The sequence below is a fragment of the Fenollaria sp. C0166D3 genome (genome assembly GCF_056590255.1).
The window spans coordinates 73838-90811 of the sequence record NZ_JBWPVU010000006.1 but is presented as its reverse complement, the minus strand read 5'-3'; the positions used below and the strand labels follow the sequence as shown (position 1 = coordinate 90811).

Genomic DNA, 16974 nt, shown 5'->3' with positions numbered 1-16974 from the left:
AAAGTCCTTGACAAGTTGTTACAGGCAAAACTGCTAAATCAATTTTAATTTCGTGTGGAGCAAGATTAGCACCATTTGATATAAAAGAACTTAGAAGCTTAATGAGTGAAGATGAATTAGAGCTTGACAAAACTGGAGATAGAAAAACAGCTTTGTTTGTTATTATTTCAGATACTGATGATACATTTAACTTTGTAGTTTCAATAATGTATTCTCAATTATTTAATCTACTTTGTGATAAGGCGGATGATGTGTATGGAGGAAGACTTCCAATTCATGTTAGATGTTTGCTTGATGAGTTCGCAAATATCGGTTTGATTCCAAAGTTTGAAAAACTAATTGCCACAATTCGTTCAAGAGAAATATCAGCGAGTATAATATTACAAGCACAATCCCAATTAAAAGCAATCTATAAAGACCATGCAGATACAATAGTTGGTAACTGCGACTCAACACTCTTTCTAGGAGGAAAAGAAAAAACAACAGTAAAAGAGTTATCAGAAACCTTAGGAAAAGAAACCATAGATCTATATAACACATCAGAAACAAGATCCAATCAAAAATCTTATGGACTTAACTATCAAAAGCTTGGCAAAAAATTAATGAGTCAAGACGAGATAACAGTTATGGATGGTGGAAAGTGTATATATCAATTAAGAGGTGTAAGACCTTTCTTGTCAGAGAAGTTTGATATAACTAAGCATAAAAATTATAAACTACTTGAAGATTATGACAAGAAAAACTTATTTGATGTAGAAAATTACCTTAAAAATAAAGATAAATTAAAACTAAAAGCTAATGATAAGATAATTACTTTAAGTAGATAATTTAAATATAAATTTAACAACTTAAGGGGGGATAAAAATGAGAATTAGAGATCGGACATAAATTAAATAATAGTTTTATTCAGTAAGCAACTGGCATTTGCCAATTGCTTTTTTATTGAAAATAGTAAAGGAGAGAATAGAGATGGAAAATGAATTAATTAATATTGATGCGAATTTAGTTAAAGAACCTAGATTTGCAGAGTTTGAGAAAAATGGAGAAACTGTAAAAGTTGCCAACTTTTCTTTAGTAAGAAAAAATGAAGATGGCAAAAAAGCATACACTGATTGCTCTGTCTTTGGCGACAAATCTAACATTGTGAAAGATTTTGAGAAAGGTGACTCAATTCATGTGTATGGATATTTTAAAGAAAATATGAAAGACGACAAGGTATATAAAAACTTTATTGTTGTGTCTCTTAACAAAATAGAAAATAAAGAAATTTAAATTAAGGAGGAATAAATTATGGAATTTTTTACAGAAGGTGTAAACACATTAAAACTTCTTGTAACTGCGATTGGTGCAGGTTTAGGAGCGTGGGGAGTTATTAACTTAATGGAAGGTTATGGTAATGATAACCCTGGTGCTAAATCTCAAGGTATTAAGCAATTTATGGCAAAATAAGGACGGAATAACACAACAAATTCTCTAAAATAAATCACTAAATCAATGTAAGATTGAATGAAATCAATATTTATGCTATAATTAAATAAATCTAATGAACATAAAAAGAGGGATATTATGGCACTTAACTATAAACCATTATGGATACAGTTAGCAAAAAAAGGTTTAAAGAAAACTGATGTAATAGCTATGGCAGGGCTTACAACAAATGTTATGGCACAAATGGGCAAGGATAAACCAATTACATTTAAGAATTTAGAAAGAATATGTAAGGCTCTATCTTGCACTCCTAATGATATTATTAGTTTTGAAGATGAATTTGAACAAGAGATTTAAATTCTTATAGTTCTTTAAACTTGATTTATAAGGAATCAAAGAAAATCTTAATAAAGTTATCTAAAATTTTATTGAAATAACAGTAATGGATGGAGGCACGTGTATATACCAGATAAGAGTAGTAAGACTTTTACTATCTGATAAATTTGATATCACAAAACATAAGAATTACAAGTTACTGGAAGATTATGATTAAATATTAAGATATAATTATTTTTGGCAAAATATCTATATACAAACCATGGAGGTAGGCATATGAGGTCTTATGAAAGTAAGGAAGAATTAAAAAATGAGATTAAAAAAACTTTTGCAAAATATATTTCAGAGTTTGATAATATCCCAGAAGAATTAAAAGATAAAAGAGTAGACGAAGTTGATAGGACACCAGCAGAAAATCTTGCCTATCAAGTAGGTTGGACAGCTTTAGTATTGAAATGGGAAGAAGATGAGAAAAAAGGACTTGAAGTAAAAACACCATCAGATAAATTCAAGTGGAATCAACTTGGAGAATTATATCAATGGTTTACAGAGAACTATGCCCATAAATCTCTATATGAACTAAAAGAACAACTAACAGAAAATGTAAAAAAAATTTATCTTATGATAGATGAATTAACAGATGAAGAATTATTTAAACCACATATGAGAAAATGGGCAGATGAAGCAACCAAAACTGCTACTTGGGAAGTATATAAATTTATTCATGTAAATACAGTAGCGCCATTTGGAACATTTAGGACTAAGATTAGGAAATGGAAGAAATTAGTTCTATAGATAGAAAAGTATAAATAAGTTTACTTAGGAGGATTTTATGGCAGTTGCAAATATCAAAGTTACATTAAATTGCCCAATAGAAAAAGTATGGGATAAAGTTACTGACCTTCGTGATTTTGGTTGGAGAAGTGATATCAAAGATATCAAAATTATTGATGATAAGAATTTTGTAGAGATTACAAAAGATGGGATAGAAACAAATTTTAAAGTTATAGAATGTATGAAACATCAATGCTGGTCTTTTGAAATTGAAAACGCAAATATAAAAGGAACTTGGATAGGAAAATTTTATTCGAATTGAGATAAAACAACATTAGATTTTACAGAAAATATTATTTCTAAAAAATTTACATTTAAACCTTTTGTAGGACTATATTTAAGAAACCAACAAAAACTGTATTTTAAAGATTTGAAGGAATCACTTAATTGTGAAGAAGCAAGTCATGTTCAAGTGTTATGAAAATAATGAAATAGATAAATTGGAGATTCCTTGACAAATATGCTCTTACGTGCTATTATTTAAGTGACTATTTAAAAGGAGTTAATAAATATGCGGCAAGGTATTCTTAAATAAACTGTCAATTTGATAGCGGGAACAAATAATTAGATGTCCTTTTTTAGGAGGGCTTAGTTTTTTGTACCCAGTTTAAGAATACCTTTATCATGTGATTCTAAAGTATCCAGAGAATATCTGTATGCTTTGTATACCTATGGTTATGCATAAAAATCCCAGTGATAAAAGTATTTATCACTGGGATTTTTATGCCCTTTTGGGTTTTTGAATGGAGGAAAATCACATGAAAATTATTAATATTGGAGTTTTAGCTCATGTTGATGCAGGAAAAACTACCTTAACAGAAAGCTTATTATATAACAGTGGAGCGATTACAGAATTAGGAAGCGTGGACAAAGGTACAACGAGGACGGATAATACGCTTTTAGAACGTCAGAGAGGAATTACAATTCAGACAGGAATAACCTCTTTTCAGTGGGAAAATACGAAGGTGAACATCATAGACACGCCAGGACATATGGATTTCTTAGCAGAAGTATATCGTTCATTATCAGTTTTAGATGGGGCAATTCTACTGATTTCTGCAAAAGATGGCGTACAAGCACAAACTCGTATATTATTTCATGCACTTAGGAAAATGGGGATTCCCACAATCTTTTTTATCAATAAGATTGACCAAAATGGAATTGATTTATCAACGGTTTATCAGGATATTAAAGAGAAACTTTCTGCCGAAATTGTAATCAAACAGAAGGTAGAACTGTATCCTAATATGTGTGTGACGAACTTTACCGAATCTGAACAATGGGATACGGTAATAGAGGGAAACGATGACCTTTTAGAGAAATATATGTCCGGTAAATCATTAGAAGCATTGGAACTCGAACAAGAGGAAAGCATAAGATTTCATAATTGTTCCCTGTTCCCTGTTTATCACGGAAGTGCAAAAAACAATATAGGGATTGATAACCTTATAGAAGTGATTACGAATAAATTTTATTCATCAACACATCGAGGTCCGTCTGAACTTTGCGGAAATGTTTTCAAAATTGAATATACAAAAAAAAGACAACGTCTTGCATATATACGCCTTTATAGTGGAGTACTACATTTACGAGATTCGGTTAGAGTATCAGAAAAAGAAAAAATAAAAGTTACAGAAATGTATACTTCAATAAATGGTGAATTATGTAAGATTGATAGAGCTTATTCTGGAGAAATTGTTATTTTGCAAAATGAGTTTTTGAAGTTAAATAGTGTTCTTGGAGATACAAAACTATTGCCACAGAGAAAAAAGATTGAAAATCCGCACCCTCTACTACAAACAACTGTTGAACCGAGTAAACCTGAACAGAGAGAAATGTTGCTTGATGCCCTTTTGGAAATCTCAGATAGTGATCCGCTTCTACGATATTACGTGGATTCTACGACACATGAAATTATACTTTCTTTCTTAGGGAAAGTACAAATGGAAGTGATTAGTGCACTGTTGCAAGAAAAGTATCATGTGGAGATAGAACTAAAAGAGCCTACAGTCATTTATATGGAGAGACCGTTAAAAAATGCAGAATATACCATTCACATCGAAGTGCCGCCAAATCCTTTCTGGGCTTCCATTGGTTTATCTGTATCACCGCTTCCGTTGGGAAGTGGAATGCAGTATGAGAGCTCGGTTTCTCTTGGATACTTAAATCAATCATTTCAAAATGCAGTTATGGAAGGGATACGCTATGGTTGCGAACAAGGATTATATGGTTGGAATGTGACGGATTGTAAAATCTGTTTTAAGTATGGCTTATACTATAGCCCTGTTAGTACCCCAGCAGATTTTCGGATGCTTGCTCCTATTGTATTGGAACAAGTCTTAAAAAAAGCTGGAACAGAATTGTTAGAGCCATATCTTAGTTTTAAAATTTATGCGCCACAGGAATATCTTTCACGAGCATACAACGATGCTCCTAAATATTGTGCGAACATCGTAGACACTCAATTGAAAAATAATGAGGTCATTCTTAGTGGAGAAATCCCTGCTCGGTGTATTCAAGAATATCGTAGTGATTTAACTTTCTTTACAAATGGACGTAGTGTTTGTTTAACAGAGTTAAAAGGGTACCATGTTACTACCGGTGAACCTGTTTGCCAGCCCCGTCGTCCAAATAGTCGGATAGATAAAGTACGATATATGTTCAATAAAATAACTTAGTGTATTTTATGTTGTTATATAAATATGGTTTCTTGTTAAATAAGATGAAATATTTTTTAATAAAGATTTGAATTAAAGTGTAAAGGAGGAGATAGTTATTATAAACTACAAGTGGATATTGTGTCCTGTATGTGGAAATAAAACACGATTAAAGATAAGGGAAGATACTGAATTAAAAAAAATTCCCCCTCTATTGTCCGAAATGCAGACAAGAAAATTTAATTGAAATAAAGCAGTTCAAAGTAACTGTGATTACAGAGCCAGACGCAAAGACGCAGAGCCGATAAAATGAGATTAATACAATCTCATTTTATCGGCTCTTTCCGTTATGTATGGATTCTTTTAATTAGTCTTCGATGTTTCTTGCTTCGTTGATACCGCTGGCTAAAGATTCCATTAAGGATAGTTCTTTGTCTGTAAAGCTATCCATGTATTTCTCTATCTGTAATCGTCGGGTGCTTTTTACCAAGTTATTAGCAGGTAAGAAAAATTCATCAACGGAAACATGAAGTAACGATACAAGGTCATAAAGAACTTGTATGCTGGGGTGTTGCCCTTTATTTTCAATATTAGTTAAGTACCGTGGGTCAATTTCAATCAATGCTCCCACTTGTTCACGAGTTAAACCTCGTTTCAATCGAGCTTCTTTAATGGCTAAACCAAAGGCTCTAAAATCATATTTATCTTCTTTTTTACGCATAGTAGACCACCTCTATACATTTTATTGTTCCTACTGAATTAAAAACAGGTATAGAAAAACGTGTTATATGGTTTATAGGTTTATATTTAATAAAAAGCACTACTAAACGCCAATAAAAAAAACCGTTATATGGTAGTGCTATTTACGCTGTTAAAATATTGTATATTACTTCCAAATGGCGGTTTGTTGGAGGTCAACGTCGCCATGAAGTACATCATATACAATAAATTTCCTTACATTGGGTTCTTGTCAAAAAAAGTCGTCTATCTGCAATAGATAAGTACGTCCACCAATGTGGTTTTATAAATCATATAGATAGAATAACAGAAGCATGTAAACAGAGAAATAAATCTGTTTATATGCTTTTTTGGCTATTCAGAACTTTTTTACAAAGTTTATTTATCAGTAATGCAACAAATCCCCCTTTCACATTGGGACTAAGAGTGAAAGGAGATAAACGAGCAAGGCTCACTTCCTTTCCTAGACAGAAAGGGGGTGAGAAACATGAAACCATCTTCTTTTCAGACCACAATAGAAAATCAGTTTGACTATATCTGTAAACGTGCTATGGAAGACGAGCGAAAGAATTATATGCTTTATCTTTCAAGGATTGCAAAGCGTGAGGTGTCCTTTTCGGATGTTGGCGATTATCTTGTTAGCCAGTTTGCGACAACAGATAACTATTCAACTGACTTTCAGATTTTTACACTCAATGGGTTATCAGTAGGCGTTGAAAATGATTTGTTGAGTGAAGCATTACGTGAGTTGCCAGACAAGAAACGTGAAATTCTACTGCTGTTTTACTTTATGGACATGAGCGATTCAGAAATTGCAGACCTGTTGAAATTGAACCGTTCTACTGTCTATCGGCATAGAACCAGTGGACTAGCCTTAATTAAAAAGTTTATGGAGGAATTTGAAGAATGAAAACACAATATCCTATGATTCCCTTTCCTCTCATTGTAAAGGCAACAGATGGCGATACCGAAGCGATTAACCAGATTCTACATCATTACAGAGGGTACATAACGAAGCGTTCCCTACGACTTATGAAAGATGAATATGGCAATCAAAGTATGGTCGTTGATGAAGTCTTACGTGGAAGAATGGAAACCAGACTGATTACAAAGATTTTGTCATTTGAAATTAAGTAATATCCTCTCTCCTTTCGTGGAAGCGTGCTAAACCATTCCACGCTTCCCGAACAGGGAGGTTTGTTATTCCACCAAAGCATATTGAGCTTTCAATGTGTTTTGATAGGCTAACGAGCCATTGTTCTTTGAAAACTGAATAAAAGTAATCGAATACGTTTCGATAAGAAAAGAGCCAACGGAACTAACCGCCATGACCTATCTTATAAAGATAGCGAGCGATTCATGTTAGTGATCCGAGAAGCAATCTTTAGCAGGATTGCCTGCAACGACATTCTTATCGTGATAATGATACTCCCATACAGTCAATAGTCCGAGCGTGATAAAACCGTCGCAGGCAATGAGTATGGCTACATGAGAACCATGCAGGGGTGGAACTCCCGTGAGCTTTGCTAAAGCTGTTCGATTGCTGGTAAAACAACTTTTATGAAATCCAAATAAGTGATTTGGAAAGGAGGATTTTATGAAGCAGACTGACATTCCTATTTGGGAACGTTATACCCTAACCATTGAAGAAGCGTCAAAATATTTTCGTATTGGCGAAAACAAGCTACGACGCTTGGCAGAGGAAAATAAAAATGCAAATTGGCTGATTATGAATGGCAATCGTATTCAGATTAAACGAAAACAATTTGAAAAAATTATAGATACATTGGACGCAATCTAGCGTCGCCAAAGGGTCTTGTATATGATAAAATAGTATTAAGTCGTATCAAGGCTCTTTCCATAAAGGAAAGGAGCAAATGCCATGTCAGAAAAAAGACGTGACAATAAAGGTCGAATCTTAAAGACTGGAGAGAGCCAACGAAAAGACGGAAGATACTTATACAAATATATAGATTCATTTGGAGAACCGCAATTTGTTTACTCGTGGAAACTTGTGGCTACAGACCGAGTACCAGCAGGAAAGCGTGATTGTATCTCACTTAGAGAGAAAATCGCAGAGTTACAGAAAGACATTCATGATGGTATTGATGTTGTAGGAAAGAAAATGACACTCTGCCAGCTTTACGCAAAACAGAACGCTCAAAGACCAAAGGTTAGAAAAAACACTGAAACTGGACGCAAATATCTTATGGATATTTTGAAGAAAGACAAGTTAGGTGTAAGAAGTATTGACAGTATTAAGCCATCAGACGCTAAAGAATGGGCTATTAGAATGAGTGAAAATGGTTATGCTTATCAAACCATCAATAACTACAAACGTTCTTTAAAGGCTTCATTCTATATTGCTATACAAGATGATTGTGTTCGGAAGAATCCATTTGACTTTCAACTGAAAGCAGTTCTTGATGATGATACTGTCCCTAAGACCGTACTAACAGAAGAACAGGAAGAAAAACTGTTAGCCTTTGCAAAAGCTGATAAAACCTACAGCAAAAATTATGATGAAATTCTGATACTCTTAAAAACAGGTCTTCGTATTTCAGAGTTTGGTGGTTTGACACTTCCAGATTTAGATTTTGAGAATCGTCTTGTCAATATAGACCATCAGCTATTGAGAGATACTGAAATTGGGTACTACATTGAAACACCAAAGACCAAAAGTGGCGAACGTCAAGTTCCTATGGTTGAAGAAGCCTATCAAGCATTTAAGCGAGTGTTAGCGAATCGAAAGAATGATAAGCGTGTTGAGATTGATGGATATAGTGATTTCCTCTTTCTTAATAGAAAGAACTATCCAAAAGTGGCAAGTGATTACAACGGCATGATGAAAGGTCTTGTTAAGAAATACAATAAGTATAACGAGGATAAATTGCCACACATCACTCCACATAGTTTGCGACATACATTCTGTACCAACTATGCAAATGCAGGAATGAATCCAAAGGCATTACAGTACATTATGGGACATGCTAATATAGCCATGACGCTGAACTATTACGCACATGCAACATTCGATTCTGCAATGGCAGAAATGAAACGCTTGAATAAAGAGAAGCAACAGGAGCGTCTTGTTGCTTAGTAGTACAAATGAATTTACTACTTATTTACCACTTCTGACAGCTAAGACATGAGGAAATATGCAAAGAAACGTGAAGTATCTTCCTACAGTAAAAATACTCGAAAGCACATAGAATAAGGCTTTACGAGCATTTAAGAAAATATAAAAAGATAATTAGAAATTTATACTTTGTTTATTTGAAATATATTTATAGAGCAGTTTTTTATAGCTAAAAACAAAAGAATTATAGTGGGTCATTTTCAAAAATTACTGCTTGATAAGAGTGTTAAATTTGAGCTAGAGTGTTTTGAAAAAATGGAATATTACGATGAATTTAAAAAATCTAAAGATCAGATAGAGAAAAGAATAGAAGATATTCAAGAAACACTTTCAAATTTTGTGACATCAATTTTAGGAATTGGTGCATTTATTGGTTTAATAATAACTATGGAACCAATTGTAATTATATTTTCATTTTCAAGTGTATTAATGTCCTTATTTTTAAATAAAAAAGCTATAAGTATGCAATATGATTTTTATGAAAAAATAACACCATTAGAGCGAAAAGTGGATTATTTTCTTAAAATTAGTACTGATAGAGAATATGCTAAGGATGTAAGAATGCACTCTGGATTCGTATCTTTGATTAAAATGAAATTTAACTATAATTTGTCAAATATAATTAAAATAATTAAAAGTTTTTCTAAAAAATACTCATATGTATTAGTGTTTCAGAACTTGATTGTTCAAGGCGTTAATCTGATTACAGTAATTTATATTGTACGAAAAGTTTTCTTTAAATTAATTTCTATAGGAGATTTTGTAGCACTAGCCGGCAGTAACCAGCGATTGATTGAGTATATCAGCACATTATTCAGGGTTATTCCAGAAATATATGAACATGGTTTGTATTTAGAAAATCTATTCAATTTTTTGGAATACAATGTAAAAGTATATGATGGTGAAGTAGATTATGTTGATGAGAAAAATCTTGAGATACAGTTAGAAAATGTTAGTTATATGTATCCAGAAACAAATGTATATGCCATAGAAAACCTAAATATGAAAATAAGGCAAGGAGAGAAAGTTGCTATAGTTGGTGAAAATGGAGCAGGTAAATCTACATTAATAAAATTATTGTGTAGATTATATGATCCCACATCGGGTCGTTTATATTTTAAAAATGAATTATATAAAGATTTAAAAATAAATATTATAAGGGACAATATAAGTGTTCTTTTTCAGGATTTCAAAATGTATTCGTTACCTATAATTGATAATGTTTTAATGAAAGAAGTAACAGAGAAAGATGTTGATTTTGGGAATGTAATAGAAGTGCTACGAGTACTAAGAATGTTGCAAAGGATAGAAAATTGTGATAACGGGATATTCACAGAAATATCTAGAGAATTTAGTAATAAAGGGACTTTATTTTCGGGAGGAGAGGAGCAACGTATTGCAATAGCGAGAATTTTTTCTCAAGACAAAAAAATATACATTTTTGATGAACCATTAAGTAATATAGACCCTCTTGCTGAGAGTGAAATATTTGATTTATTGATGGAGAAATGCTCTGATAAGACTCTAATATTAATATCTCATCATCTGTCTAATTTATATAAAATGGATACAATATACTTCTTAGAAAATGGTAAAATAAAAGAAAGTGGTTCACATGAACAATTGATGGCAAAAAAAGGAGAGTATTATAATATGTATATGCGACAATCGGAAAGATATTTAAGGTAGCAATTTTAATTCAATATAAGATATATTGGTAAGAAAAACTTAGCCTTTTTAAATCTTAAATTTGAGGAAATTATTATAAAATAATAAAAAAATAATGGAACAAATGGAGAAAGAATAAAAAATAGAAAATCATTATAGATACATAGATGATATTTCAAAAGACATAAAATTTTAATAGTGAAACTTTGAAAGGGATAGCAGAAATGTTATCTCTTTTTTAATACAAGAAAGGAGATCAGTATGAAAAATTTAGATCAAATAAGACAAGAGTCAAAAGAAATAAAAGATAAAATTGATGATACAGAAGAAAGATTAAGGCAACTAAAAAATCAAGAAAAGAAGATATTAAAACAAGACATAATAAAAAGAAGAAAAGAAAGAACTCATAGGCTAATAACTAGAGGAGCAATATTAGAAAGCCTTATAGAAAATGCAGAAGAACTAACAGATGAAGAAATAAAAATCCTACTAGAAGAAGCAACAAAGACAAAAGAATTCAAAGAAACACTAAAAATAATGAGAGAAAATTAAGAAAAATAAAATAATCAAATATCCCTTAGATTTTCTAAGGGCGCAATTATACACCCTAAAGGGTGCTTGCGTCCTGCGGAGCCAAACCCTTGCAGGGAGCAACAACCATTCGCTTTTTAAAAGTCAAGGGTAAATAAACTCGCTAACGCTCGCCCTTGACTTTTAAAATTTGAAATGAAAGTAACAATTAAGCCGACATACTGAAACAACAAAAATTAATTCAGTAGTCGGCTTTTTCTATTCTATCATTTCAAAACGCTCATTCACAAGGTGGCTATAAAAAATCTATTAAGCCTCCACCTAAAACAACAAAAAAGAAAGGAAGTGATAAAAATGGCAGACAGTTTTCATTTTTCAGTAAACATAATATCAAGAGGAAAAGGCAAAAGTGCAGTAGCAAGTGCAGCATATATAAGTGGAGAAAAAATAAAAAATGAATGGGACGGAGTAACCCATGACTATACAAGAAAAGAAAAAGTATTAGTAAAAAATATAATATTGCCTGATCATATACCAAAAGAATTTAATGATAGGTCTACCTTATGGAATAAAGTAGAAATGGCAGAAAAAAATTCTAATGCACAACTAGCAAGACAATTCATAATAGGACTACCAAAAGAATTAACTTTAAGTGAAAATAAAAACCTGGTTGAAAGATTTATAAAAGAAAATCTAACATCACAAGGAATGATAGTAGATTATGCAATTCATGATGAGAGTCAAGATAAAAATGGAAATATTCATTGTCATATAATGACCATAATGCGACCCATAAACGAAAAAGGAGAGTTCTTAGCAAAGTCAAAAAAAGAATATATCCTAGATGAACAAGGAGAAAAGATTTTAAACAAAAATGGAAAACCAAAGACAAGAAAAGTAGAACTAACAACATGGAACGATAAAGGCAATGTAGAAAAATGGAGAGAAAATTTTTCAGACCTTTGTAATGAATATCTTGCAAAAAACAAGATAGAAAAAAGAGTAGACCATAGGAGTTTTAAAAGACAAAATTCTGATTATCTACCGACAATCCATTTAGGATCAGCAGCAAGTGCAATGGAAAGAAAGGGAATAGAAACTGACAAGGGAAACTATAATAGAGAAATAAGAAAATATAATGAACTTGTAAAAACAATAAAAGAAGAGATAAAAACATTAAAGGATTGGATAGGAAATCTATTAGATAACTTGTCTACTGCTTATGAAAAATTTAAGGATATAGAAAGAGATAAGGTAATAGACAACCCTAAACTTTTTAATCTAACAAATTATCTATTAACTTATTCAGAAATTCAAAAAGAAAAAAGTAAATATCTAAAAGGATATGCCAAAACCAATAAAGAAAAGTATGACTTCAAAAAGCTAACGAGTGCATATAGCTATTTAAGAAAAAACAACATAGAAACCATAGGTCAGTTACAAACAAAAATAGAAACTTTAAAGTCTAATAGTTACAAAATAAATAAAAAAGCAAAGACAATCCATAAAGAAATGGAAGATGTAGAAAAGAAAATTCTATACTATGAAATATACAAAGACAAAAAAGGAGTTTATGAAGAATATCAAAAGAAAAATATATTCACAAAAGACACATTCTATAACAAACATAAGAAAGATATAGACCAATATAAGGTAGTAAGAGAGAAATTAAAAAAACTCCTATCAGATAAGGAAAAACTAAGTCCTAAAAAATGGAATGAAGAAAAAAATCTTTTAATGGCAAATCTTGAAGAAATAAATAGAGAAAAAGACAAGATAAAAGATGAATACCAGGAAATTAATCATATAAAATATTCAGTAGATTTTGTAAACAAAGAACTTGGCATAGATTTATCCATAGAAATAGATAAGCTAATAAAACAAGGTGAAAAACCAAGTGTAATAGCACAGATTAAAAAATTCCAAGACCAAGTTATTAAAGATAATGAATACAGAGAAATGATGAAAAACAAGAAAATGGATCAAGAAAGATAAGACCTGGTAAAAATATCTTATCCAAGCTATAATATGACCAAACAACTAAAGGCAGATCTAGGAGGTAATAGAGATGAATAAAAGGCAAGAGCTAATAGATGAACTCATAAAAGCAGATCAAGATGGAACATACAAAACCTATAAAAGCACAGAAGAAATAAAAGCGATGAACAATGAAGAAATACAGATTATATATTCCAACATGAAAAACTATCTATCAGACAAAAGAACGCACATAAACTACTAAAGGTGGAAAGGCATTGTAAGCTATTTTAAAGTATAAAAGGTACAAATACCTAAGTAAGCTATAAAAACATCAAAATAAAGCATTCCACCACCAAGAACAATAAAATAAAAACAATCAAAGGGAAGTATAGAAAAATTAAAGCCTATACTTCCCTTTTTTTAATTCAAACAAAGGAGATAAAGCATGATAAACGAAGAAATAAGCAAAGAAGCAGGGCAAGCAGCACAAACCATAATATCATACACAATAAAGGCAGCAAAAGAATCAATTAAATTAGACAAAGAAATTAGAAAAAAGATGAATGATACTTTAGAAAAAGCAAATGGAAACCTAAAAAGCCTTATTGGCGATGAAATAAAAATAAAAGACCTCTACAAAAAAGGACAACTAGAAAATATAAGCATAGATCAAAGCAACCTCAAAGACTTAAGAAAAGAACTAAACAAACTTGGAGTAAGTTTCTCAGTAATGAAAAACAAAGAAAGCAAAAACTATGAAATATTCTTCCAAGCCAAAGACATAAAAGTAATGGAATATGCCTTTAAGCAAGTCATAGCCAAGGAAAATAAAAAAGAAAAAGAAAGTATCCTAAAACAAATAAAGAAATACAAAGACCTATCCAAGAACAAGGATAAGACAAAAGAAAAAGTCAAAAGAAAAGTAAAAGAAAAAGTAAAACCAAGTAAAAAAGATATGACCAGAGAAATCTAAGGGAGTAACGAAAAGTTACACCCTTAAATAACTAAAATAACAAGACTTCCGAAAATCGGAAATCAAGAATTCCGAAAATCGGAAATCAAGAATTTCGATTATCGAAAATCAAGAAAGGAGCAGATATGGCAACAAACAAAAGATATTATTGGATAAAATTAAAAAAAGAATTTTTTACAGACAAAATAAACAGAGGACATTGTCCTTAATGAGTCCAACCCATGTCCGACAAGAGATAGAGAAAGATATAGAGATAGATAAAGAGAGAGAGGGAGAGATAGAAAAGATTTAACATTTTTGGTATAATCACATTAATTAAACTAAATGTGTAATGATAAAATGAGCTTGTTTACCGTAAGCTGATTGTGATAAAAAGATTAAAACTCCCACCATTGGTGAAAGAGATAGAATAAAATAAAAAGAATCAGATTGGAGTGATTAGAATGGATAAAAAAGATTTAGATATTATAGGAGATGGTGAATATATAAAAATGCTTGAGAAAATAAAAAGATCATATACAAGCAGACAACTTAAAGCAGCAGTTTCGGTCAATTCTGAAATGCTAAAGTTTTATTATAGTTTAGGAGAAGAAATTATTAACTTAAAGGCAGAAAGCAGATGGGGAAGCGGATTCTATAAAAAATTAAGTTCGGATTTAAAAAATGAAATTCCCAATGTTAAAGGATTTTCTGTTACTAATTTAAAATATATGAAGAAATTTTATGAAATGTATTCGCCATTAAATCGTCCACAGCTTGTGGACGATTTACAAATATCTAAAGTCGGTGGAGATTTTAATATGATTTTTAGTATCCCATGGGGACATCAAAGATATATTATGGATAGATGTGAGGGAAATTTGAATAAAGCATTTTTCTTTATATCTAAAACATTAGAAAATAGCTGGAGTAGAGCGGTGCTTTTAAATTTCTTGGATACAGATCTATTTGAAAGACAAGGAAAAGCAATAACAAATTTCACAAATAATTTGCCTGCTACACAAAGTGATTTAGCCAATGAAATGACGAGAGATCCGTATAATTTTGACTTTATATCTATAAGGCAAAATTATGATGAAAAAGAATTGAAAGACGCTTTGATGGATAATATTCAAAAATTCTTATTGGAGCTAGGGACAGGTTTTTCGTTCGTGGGCAGAGAATATAGACTTGTAGTTGGAAATTCAGAAGAATTTATTGATATGTTATTCTACAACATTAAGCTACATTGCTATGTAGTTGTGGAGGTTAAAATTTCCGCATTTAAACCTGCGGATATAGGACAACTTGGAACCTATGTAACATCTGTAAACCATATATTAAAGGGAGATGGGGATAATCAAACAATAGGTCTTTTAATCTGTAAGACAAAGGATAATGTATTGGCAAAATATGCTTCTGAAAGCTCCAGAGAGCCTATTGGAATTTCAGAATATCATCTACAAAACTTAATTCCTGAAAGTTTAAAGGGAGCATTACCAACCATAGAAGAAATTGAAAACGAACTAAAATAAATTTTAAAAACATAATAAATGTACACAAGGCGGTAGAAGTAAAAACTATCGTCTTTTTTTATTTGAAGAAAGGTAGGAGAGCATGGCAGATAAAAGAATGTTTTCACTAAAGATAGTGGATAGCGACTTATTTTTGGATATGCCACTAAGTAGTCAATGTCTGTATTTTCATTTATCAATGCGAGCAGATGATGACGGTTTTGTAAATAACCCTAAGAAAATCATCAAGATTATCGGAGCAAATGAAGATGACCTAAAAATACTTATTGCCAAAGGCTTTGTGATAGTCTTTGATCAGGGAATTATCGTCATTACTCATTGGAAGATAAATAACTTTATTAGAAAAGACAGATATAAGCCAACAATGTATATCGATCAGAAACAGCAGCTTTATCAAACGGACAATGGAGCATATATTTCAGAAGAAAAAGTTGGTTGTCATCTGGTTAACCAAAGGTTGTCAAGTGGTCAACCCAGTATAGATAAGGGTAGATTAGATAAGGTTAGTATAGATAAGGGGAGAGAGGGAGAGATAGATAAAAAGTCCACCCCCATTTTTTATGGAGAATTCAAAAATGTAAGGTTAAGCAAAGAAGAATATAAGACCCTTAAAGAAAAATTAAACTCACACACAGAAATAATGATAAATAAACTATCAAGATACATGAAAAGTAGTGGCAAGACCTATCAAAACCACTATGCGACAATCTTAAAATGGTATGAAGAAGACAAAGAAAAACTAAGACATCAAGGAGGGAATAAAAAAATGAACTATGACGTAGGAGAATCTTTATAGGTAAAAAGAGGTGGAAAGGCATTATTAAAGACTTTAAGTCTAAAAAGGTATCAAAGTATGCCAGAGATAATAAAAATGTAAATATGACACTTAAAAGGCGATTAGAAAATTAAAAATCTAATCGCCTTTTTTTTATTGTATGAAAGGATAAGCTATGACAAAAAGACAAACAAAATACATTGTAAAAAGAAATTATGATGATAGAAGAACAGATACGGACGCTTTTCTAAGACTAATAAAAAAATCAAGCAAATTAAATAATACTAATGAAATTGAGTATAACAAATATAATATTGATAGTAATAAAAAAGAGTGCTATAATAAAAATAGTTTTAGAGAAAGTTGTGTTATTTCCGAAAACTCAAATAAGGAGGAATAGG

18 protein-coding genes and 5 pseudogenes are annotated in these 16974 nt (G+C 31.3%); 22 read left to right on the top strand and 1 reads right to left on the bottom strand.

Annotated elements, in window-relative coordinates; translation table 11 throughout:
• Nucleotides 1-11 precede the first annotated feature (11 nt).
• From AC1EJ0_RS05605 to AC1EJ0_RS05560, 10 genes and pseudogenes are all read left to right on the top strand, one after another.
• Nucleotides 12-827: pseudogene (locus AC1EJ0_RS05605) on the top strand (VirD4-like conjugal transfer protein, CD1115 family); the annotation flags it as partial.
• Between the two features lie 142 nt (nt 828-969).
• Nucleotides 970-1272, top strand: coding sequence for a hypothetical protein (locus AC1EJ0_RS05600; protein WP_480023532.1), 303 nt, complete (start codon nt 970-972; stop codon nt 1270-1272).
• An 18-nt stretch (nt 1273-1290) separates the two neighbouring features.
• A pseudogene (locus AC1EJ0_RS05595) lies at nt 1291-1443 on the top strand (Maff2 family mobile element protein); the annotation flags it as partial.
• 123 nt (nt 1444-1566) lie between these two features.
• Nucleotides 1567-1785 carry a helix-turn-helix domain-containing protein gene (locus AC1EJ0_RS05590; RefSeq protein WP_004830100.1) on the top strand — a complete coding sequence of 73 codons (219 nt, stop codon included), beginning with the start codon at nt 1567-1569 and terminating at the stop codon, nt 1783-1785.
• A gap of 73 nt (nt 1786-1858) precedes the next feature.
• Nucleotides 1859-1978, top strand: a pseudogene (locus AC1EJ0_RS05585) (conjugal transfer protein TraG); the annotation flags it as partial.
• A gap of 62 nt (nt 1979-2040) precedes the next feature.
• Complete coding sequence (locus tag AC1EJ0_RS05580) at nt 2041-2559, top strand: ClbS/DfsB family four-helix bundle protein (RefSeq protein ID WP_019117173.1); 519 nt, start codon at nt 2041-2043, stop codon at nt 2557-2559.
• A 37-nt stretch (nt 2560-2596) separates the two neighbouring features.
• The gene (locus AC1EJ0_RS05575) at nt 2597-2860 is read left to right on the top strand and encodes a hypothetical protein (RefSeq protein WP_007894970.1); all 264 of its coding nucleotides are present in this window, start codon (nt 2597-2599) and stop codon (nt 2858-2860) included.
• A gap of 433 nt (nt 2861-3293) precedes the next feature.
• Nucleotides 3294-3341: pseudogene (locus AC1EJ0_RS05570) on the top strand (hypothetical protein); the annotation flags it as partial.
• A 15-nt stretch (nt 3342-3356) separates the two neighbouring features.
• A complete protein-coding gene (gene tet(M) / locus AC1EJ0_RS05565) occupies nt 3357-5276 on the top strand; it encodes a tetracycline resistance ribosomal protection protein Tet(M) (protein WP_000691727.1) in 1920 nt (639 codons plus the stop codon).
• A gap of 97 nt (nt 5277-5373) precedes the next feature.
• Nucleotides 5374-5563, top strand: a pseudogene (locus AC1EJ0_RS05560) (cysteine-rich KTR domain-containing protein).
• A gap of 59 nt (nt 5564-5622) precedes the next feature.
• Here AC1EJ0_RS05560 and AC1EJ0_RS05555 read toward each other — a convergent pair.
• Complete coding sequence (locus AC1EJ0_RS05555) at nt 5623-5976, bottom strand: helix-turn-helix transcriptional regulator (RefSeq protein WP_001227347.1); 354 nt, start codon at nt 5974-5976, stop codon at nt 5623-5625.
• Between the two features lie 504 nt (nt 5977-6480).
• Here AC1EJ0_RS05555 and AC1EJ0_RS05550 point away from each other — a divergent pair.
• From AC1EJ0_RS05550 to AC1EJ0_RS05495, 12 genes are all read left to right on the top strand, one after another.
• Nucleotides 6481-6903 (top strand): sigma-70 family RNA polymerase sigma factor, encoded by a 423-nt coding sequence (locus AC1EJ0_RS05550; RefSeq protein ID WP_000804885.1) that lies wholly within the window; start codon nt 6481-6483, stop codon nt 6901-6903.
• On the top strand, nt 6900-7130 hold the full coding sequence (locus AC1EJ0_RS05545) for a helix-turn-helix domain-containing protein (RefSeq protein WP_000857133.1): 231 nt from the start codon (nt 6900-6902) through the stop codon (nt 7128-7130). Before AC1EJ0_RS05550 ends, AC1EJ0_RS05545 begins: the two co-directional genes overlap by 4 nt.
• 460 nt (nt 7131-7590) lie before the next feature.
• The gene (locus AC1EJ0_RS05540) at nt 7591-7794 is read left to right on the top strand and encodes an excisionase (protein WP_000814511.1); all 204 of its coding nucleotides are present in this window, start codon (nt 7591-7593) and stop codon (nt 7792-7794) included.
• A gap of 81 nt (nt 7795-7875) precedes the next feature.
• Nucleotides 7876-9093: a tyrosine-type recombinase/integrase gene (locus tag AC1EJ0_RS05535; RefSeq protein WP_001291561.1), complete on the top strand. Its 1218-nt coding sequence runs from the start codon at nt 7876-7878 to the stop codon at nt 9091-9093.
• 294 nt (nt 9094-9387) lie between these two features.
• Nucleotides 9388-10821, top strand: coding sequence for an ATP-binding cassette domain-containing protein (locus tag AC1EJ0_RS05530; protein WP_225791830.1), 1434 nt, complete (start codon nt 9388-9390; stop codon nt 10819-10821).
• Nucleotides 10822-11061: 240 nt separating this feature from the next.
• Nucleotides 11062-11352, top strand: a complete 291-nt coding sequence (locus tag AC1EJ0_RS05525) for a DUF3847 domain-containing protein (RefSeq protein ID WP_009346049.1) — start codon at nt 11062-11064, stop codon at nt 11350-11352.
• A 333-nt stretch (nt 11353-11685) separates the two neighbouring features.
• A complete protein-coding gene (gene mobQ, locus AC1EJ0_RS05520; RefSeq protein WP_066537330.1) occupies nt 11686-13326 on the top strand; it encodes a MobQ family relaxase in 1641 nt (546 codons plus the stop codon).
• 73 nt (nt 13327-13399) lie between these two features.
• Entirely contained in the window at nt 13400-13573 is a 174-nt protein-coding gene (locus AC1EJ0_RS05515) for a hypothetical protein (RefSeq protein ID WP_019035175.1), read from the top strand.
• Between the two features lie 183 nt (nt 13574-13756).
• Nucleotides 13757-14284: a PcfB family protein gene (locus AC1EJ0_RS05510; protein ID WP_009345651.1), complete on the top strand. Its 528-nt coding sequence runs from the start codon at nt 13757-13759 to the stop codon at nt 14282-14284.
• A 443-nt stretch (nt 14285-14727) separates the two neighbouring features.
• The gene (locus AC1EJ0_RS05505; RefSeq protein WP_007516562.1) at nt 14728-15798 is read left to right on the top strand and encodes a PDDEXK nuclease domain-containing protein; all 1071 of its coding nucleotides are present in this window, start codon (nt 14728-14730) and stop codon (nt 15796-15798) included.
• A gap of 82 nt (nt 15799-15880) precedes the next feature.
• On the top strand, nt 15881-16594 hold the full coding sequence (locus AC1EJ0_RS05500) for a hypothetical protein (protein ID WP_009345654.1): 714 nt from the start codon (nt 15881-15883) through the stop codon (nt 16592-16594).
• Between the two features lie 154 nt (nt 16595-16748).
• Entirely contained in the window at nt 16749-16973 is a 225-nt protein-coding gene (locus AC1EJ0_RS05495; RefSeq protein ID WP_007516568.1) for a hypothetical protein, read from the top strand.
• Nucleotide 16974: the final 1 nt, after the last annotated feature.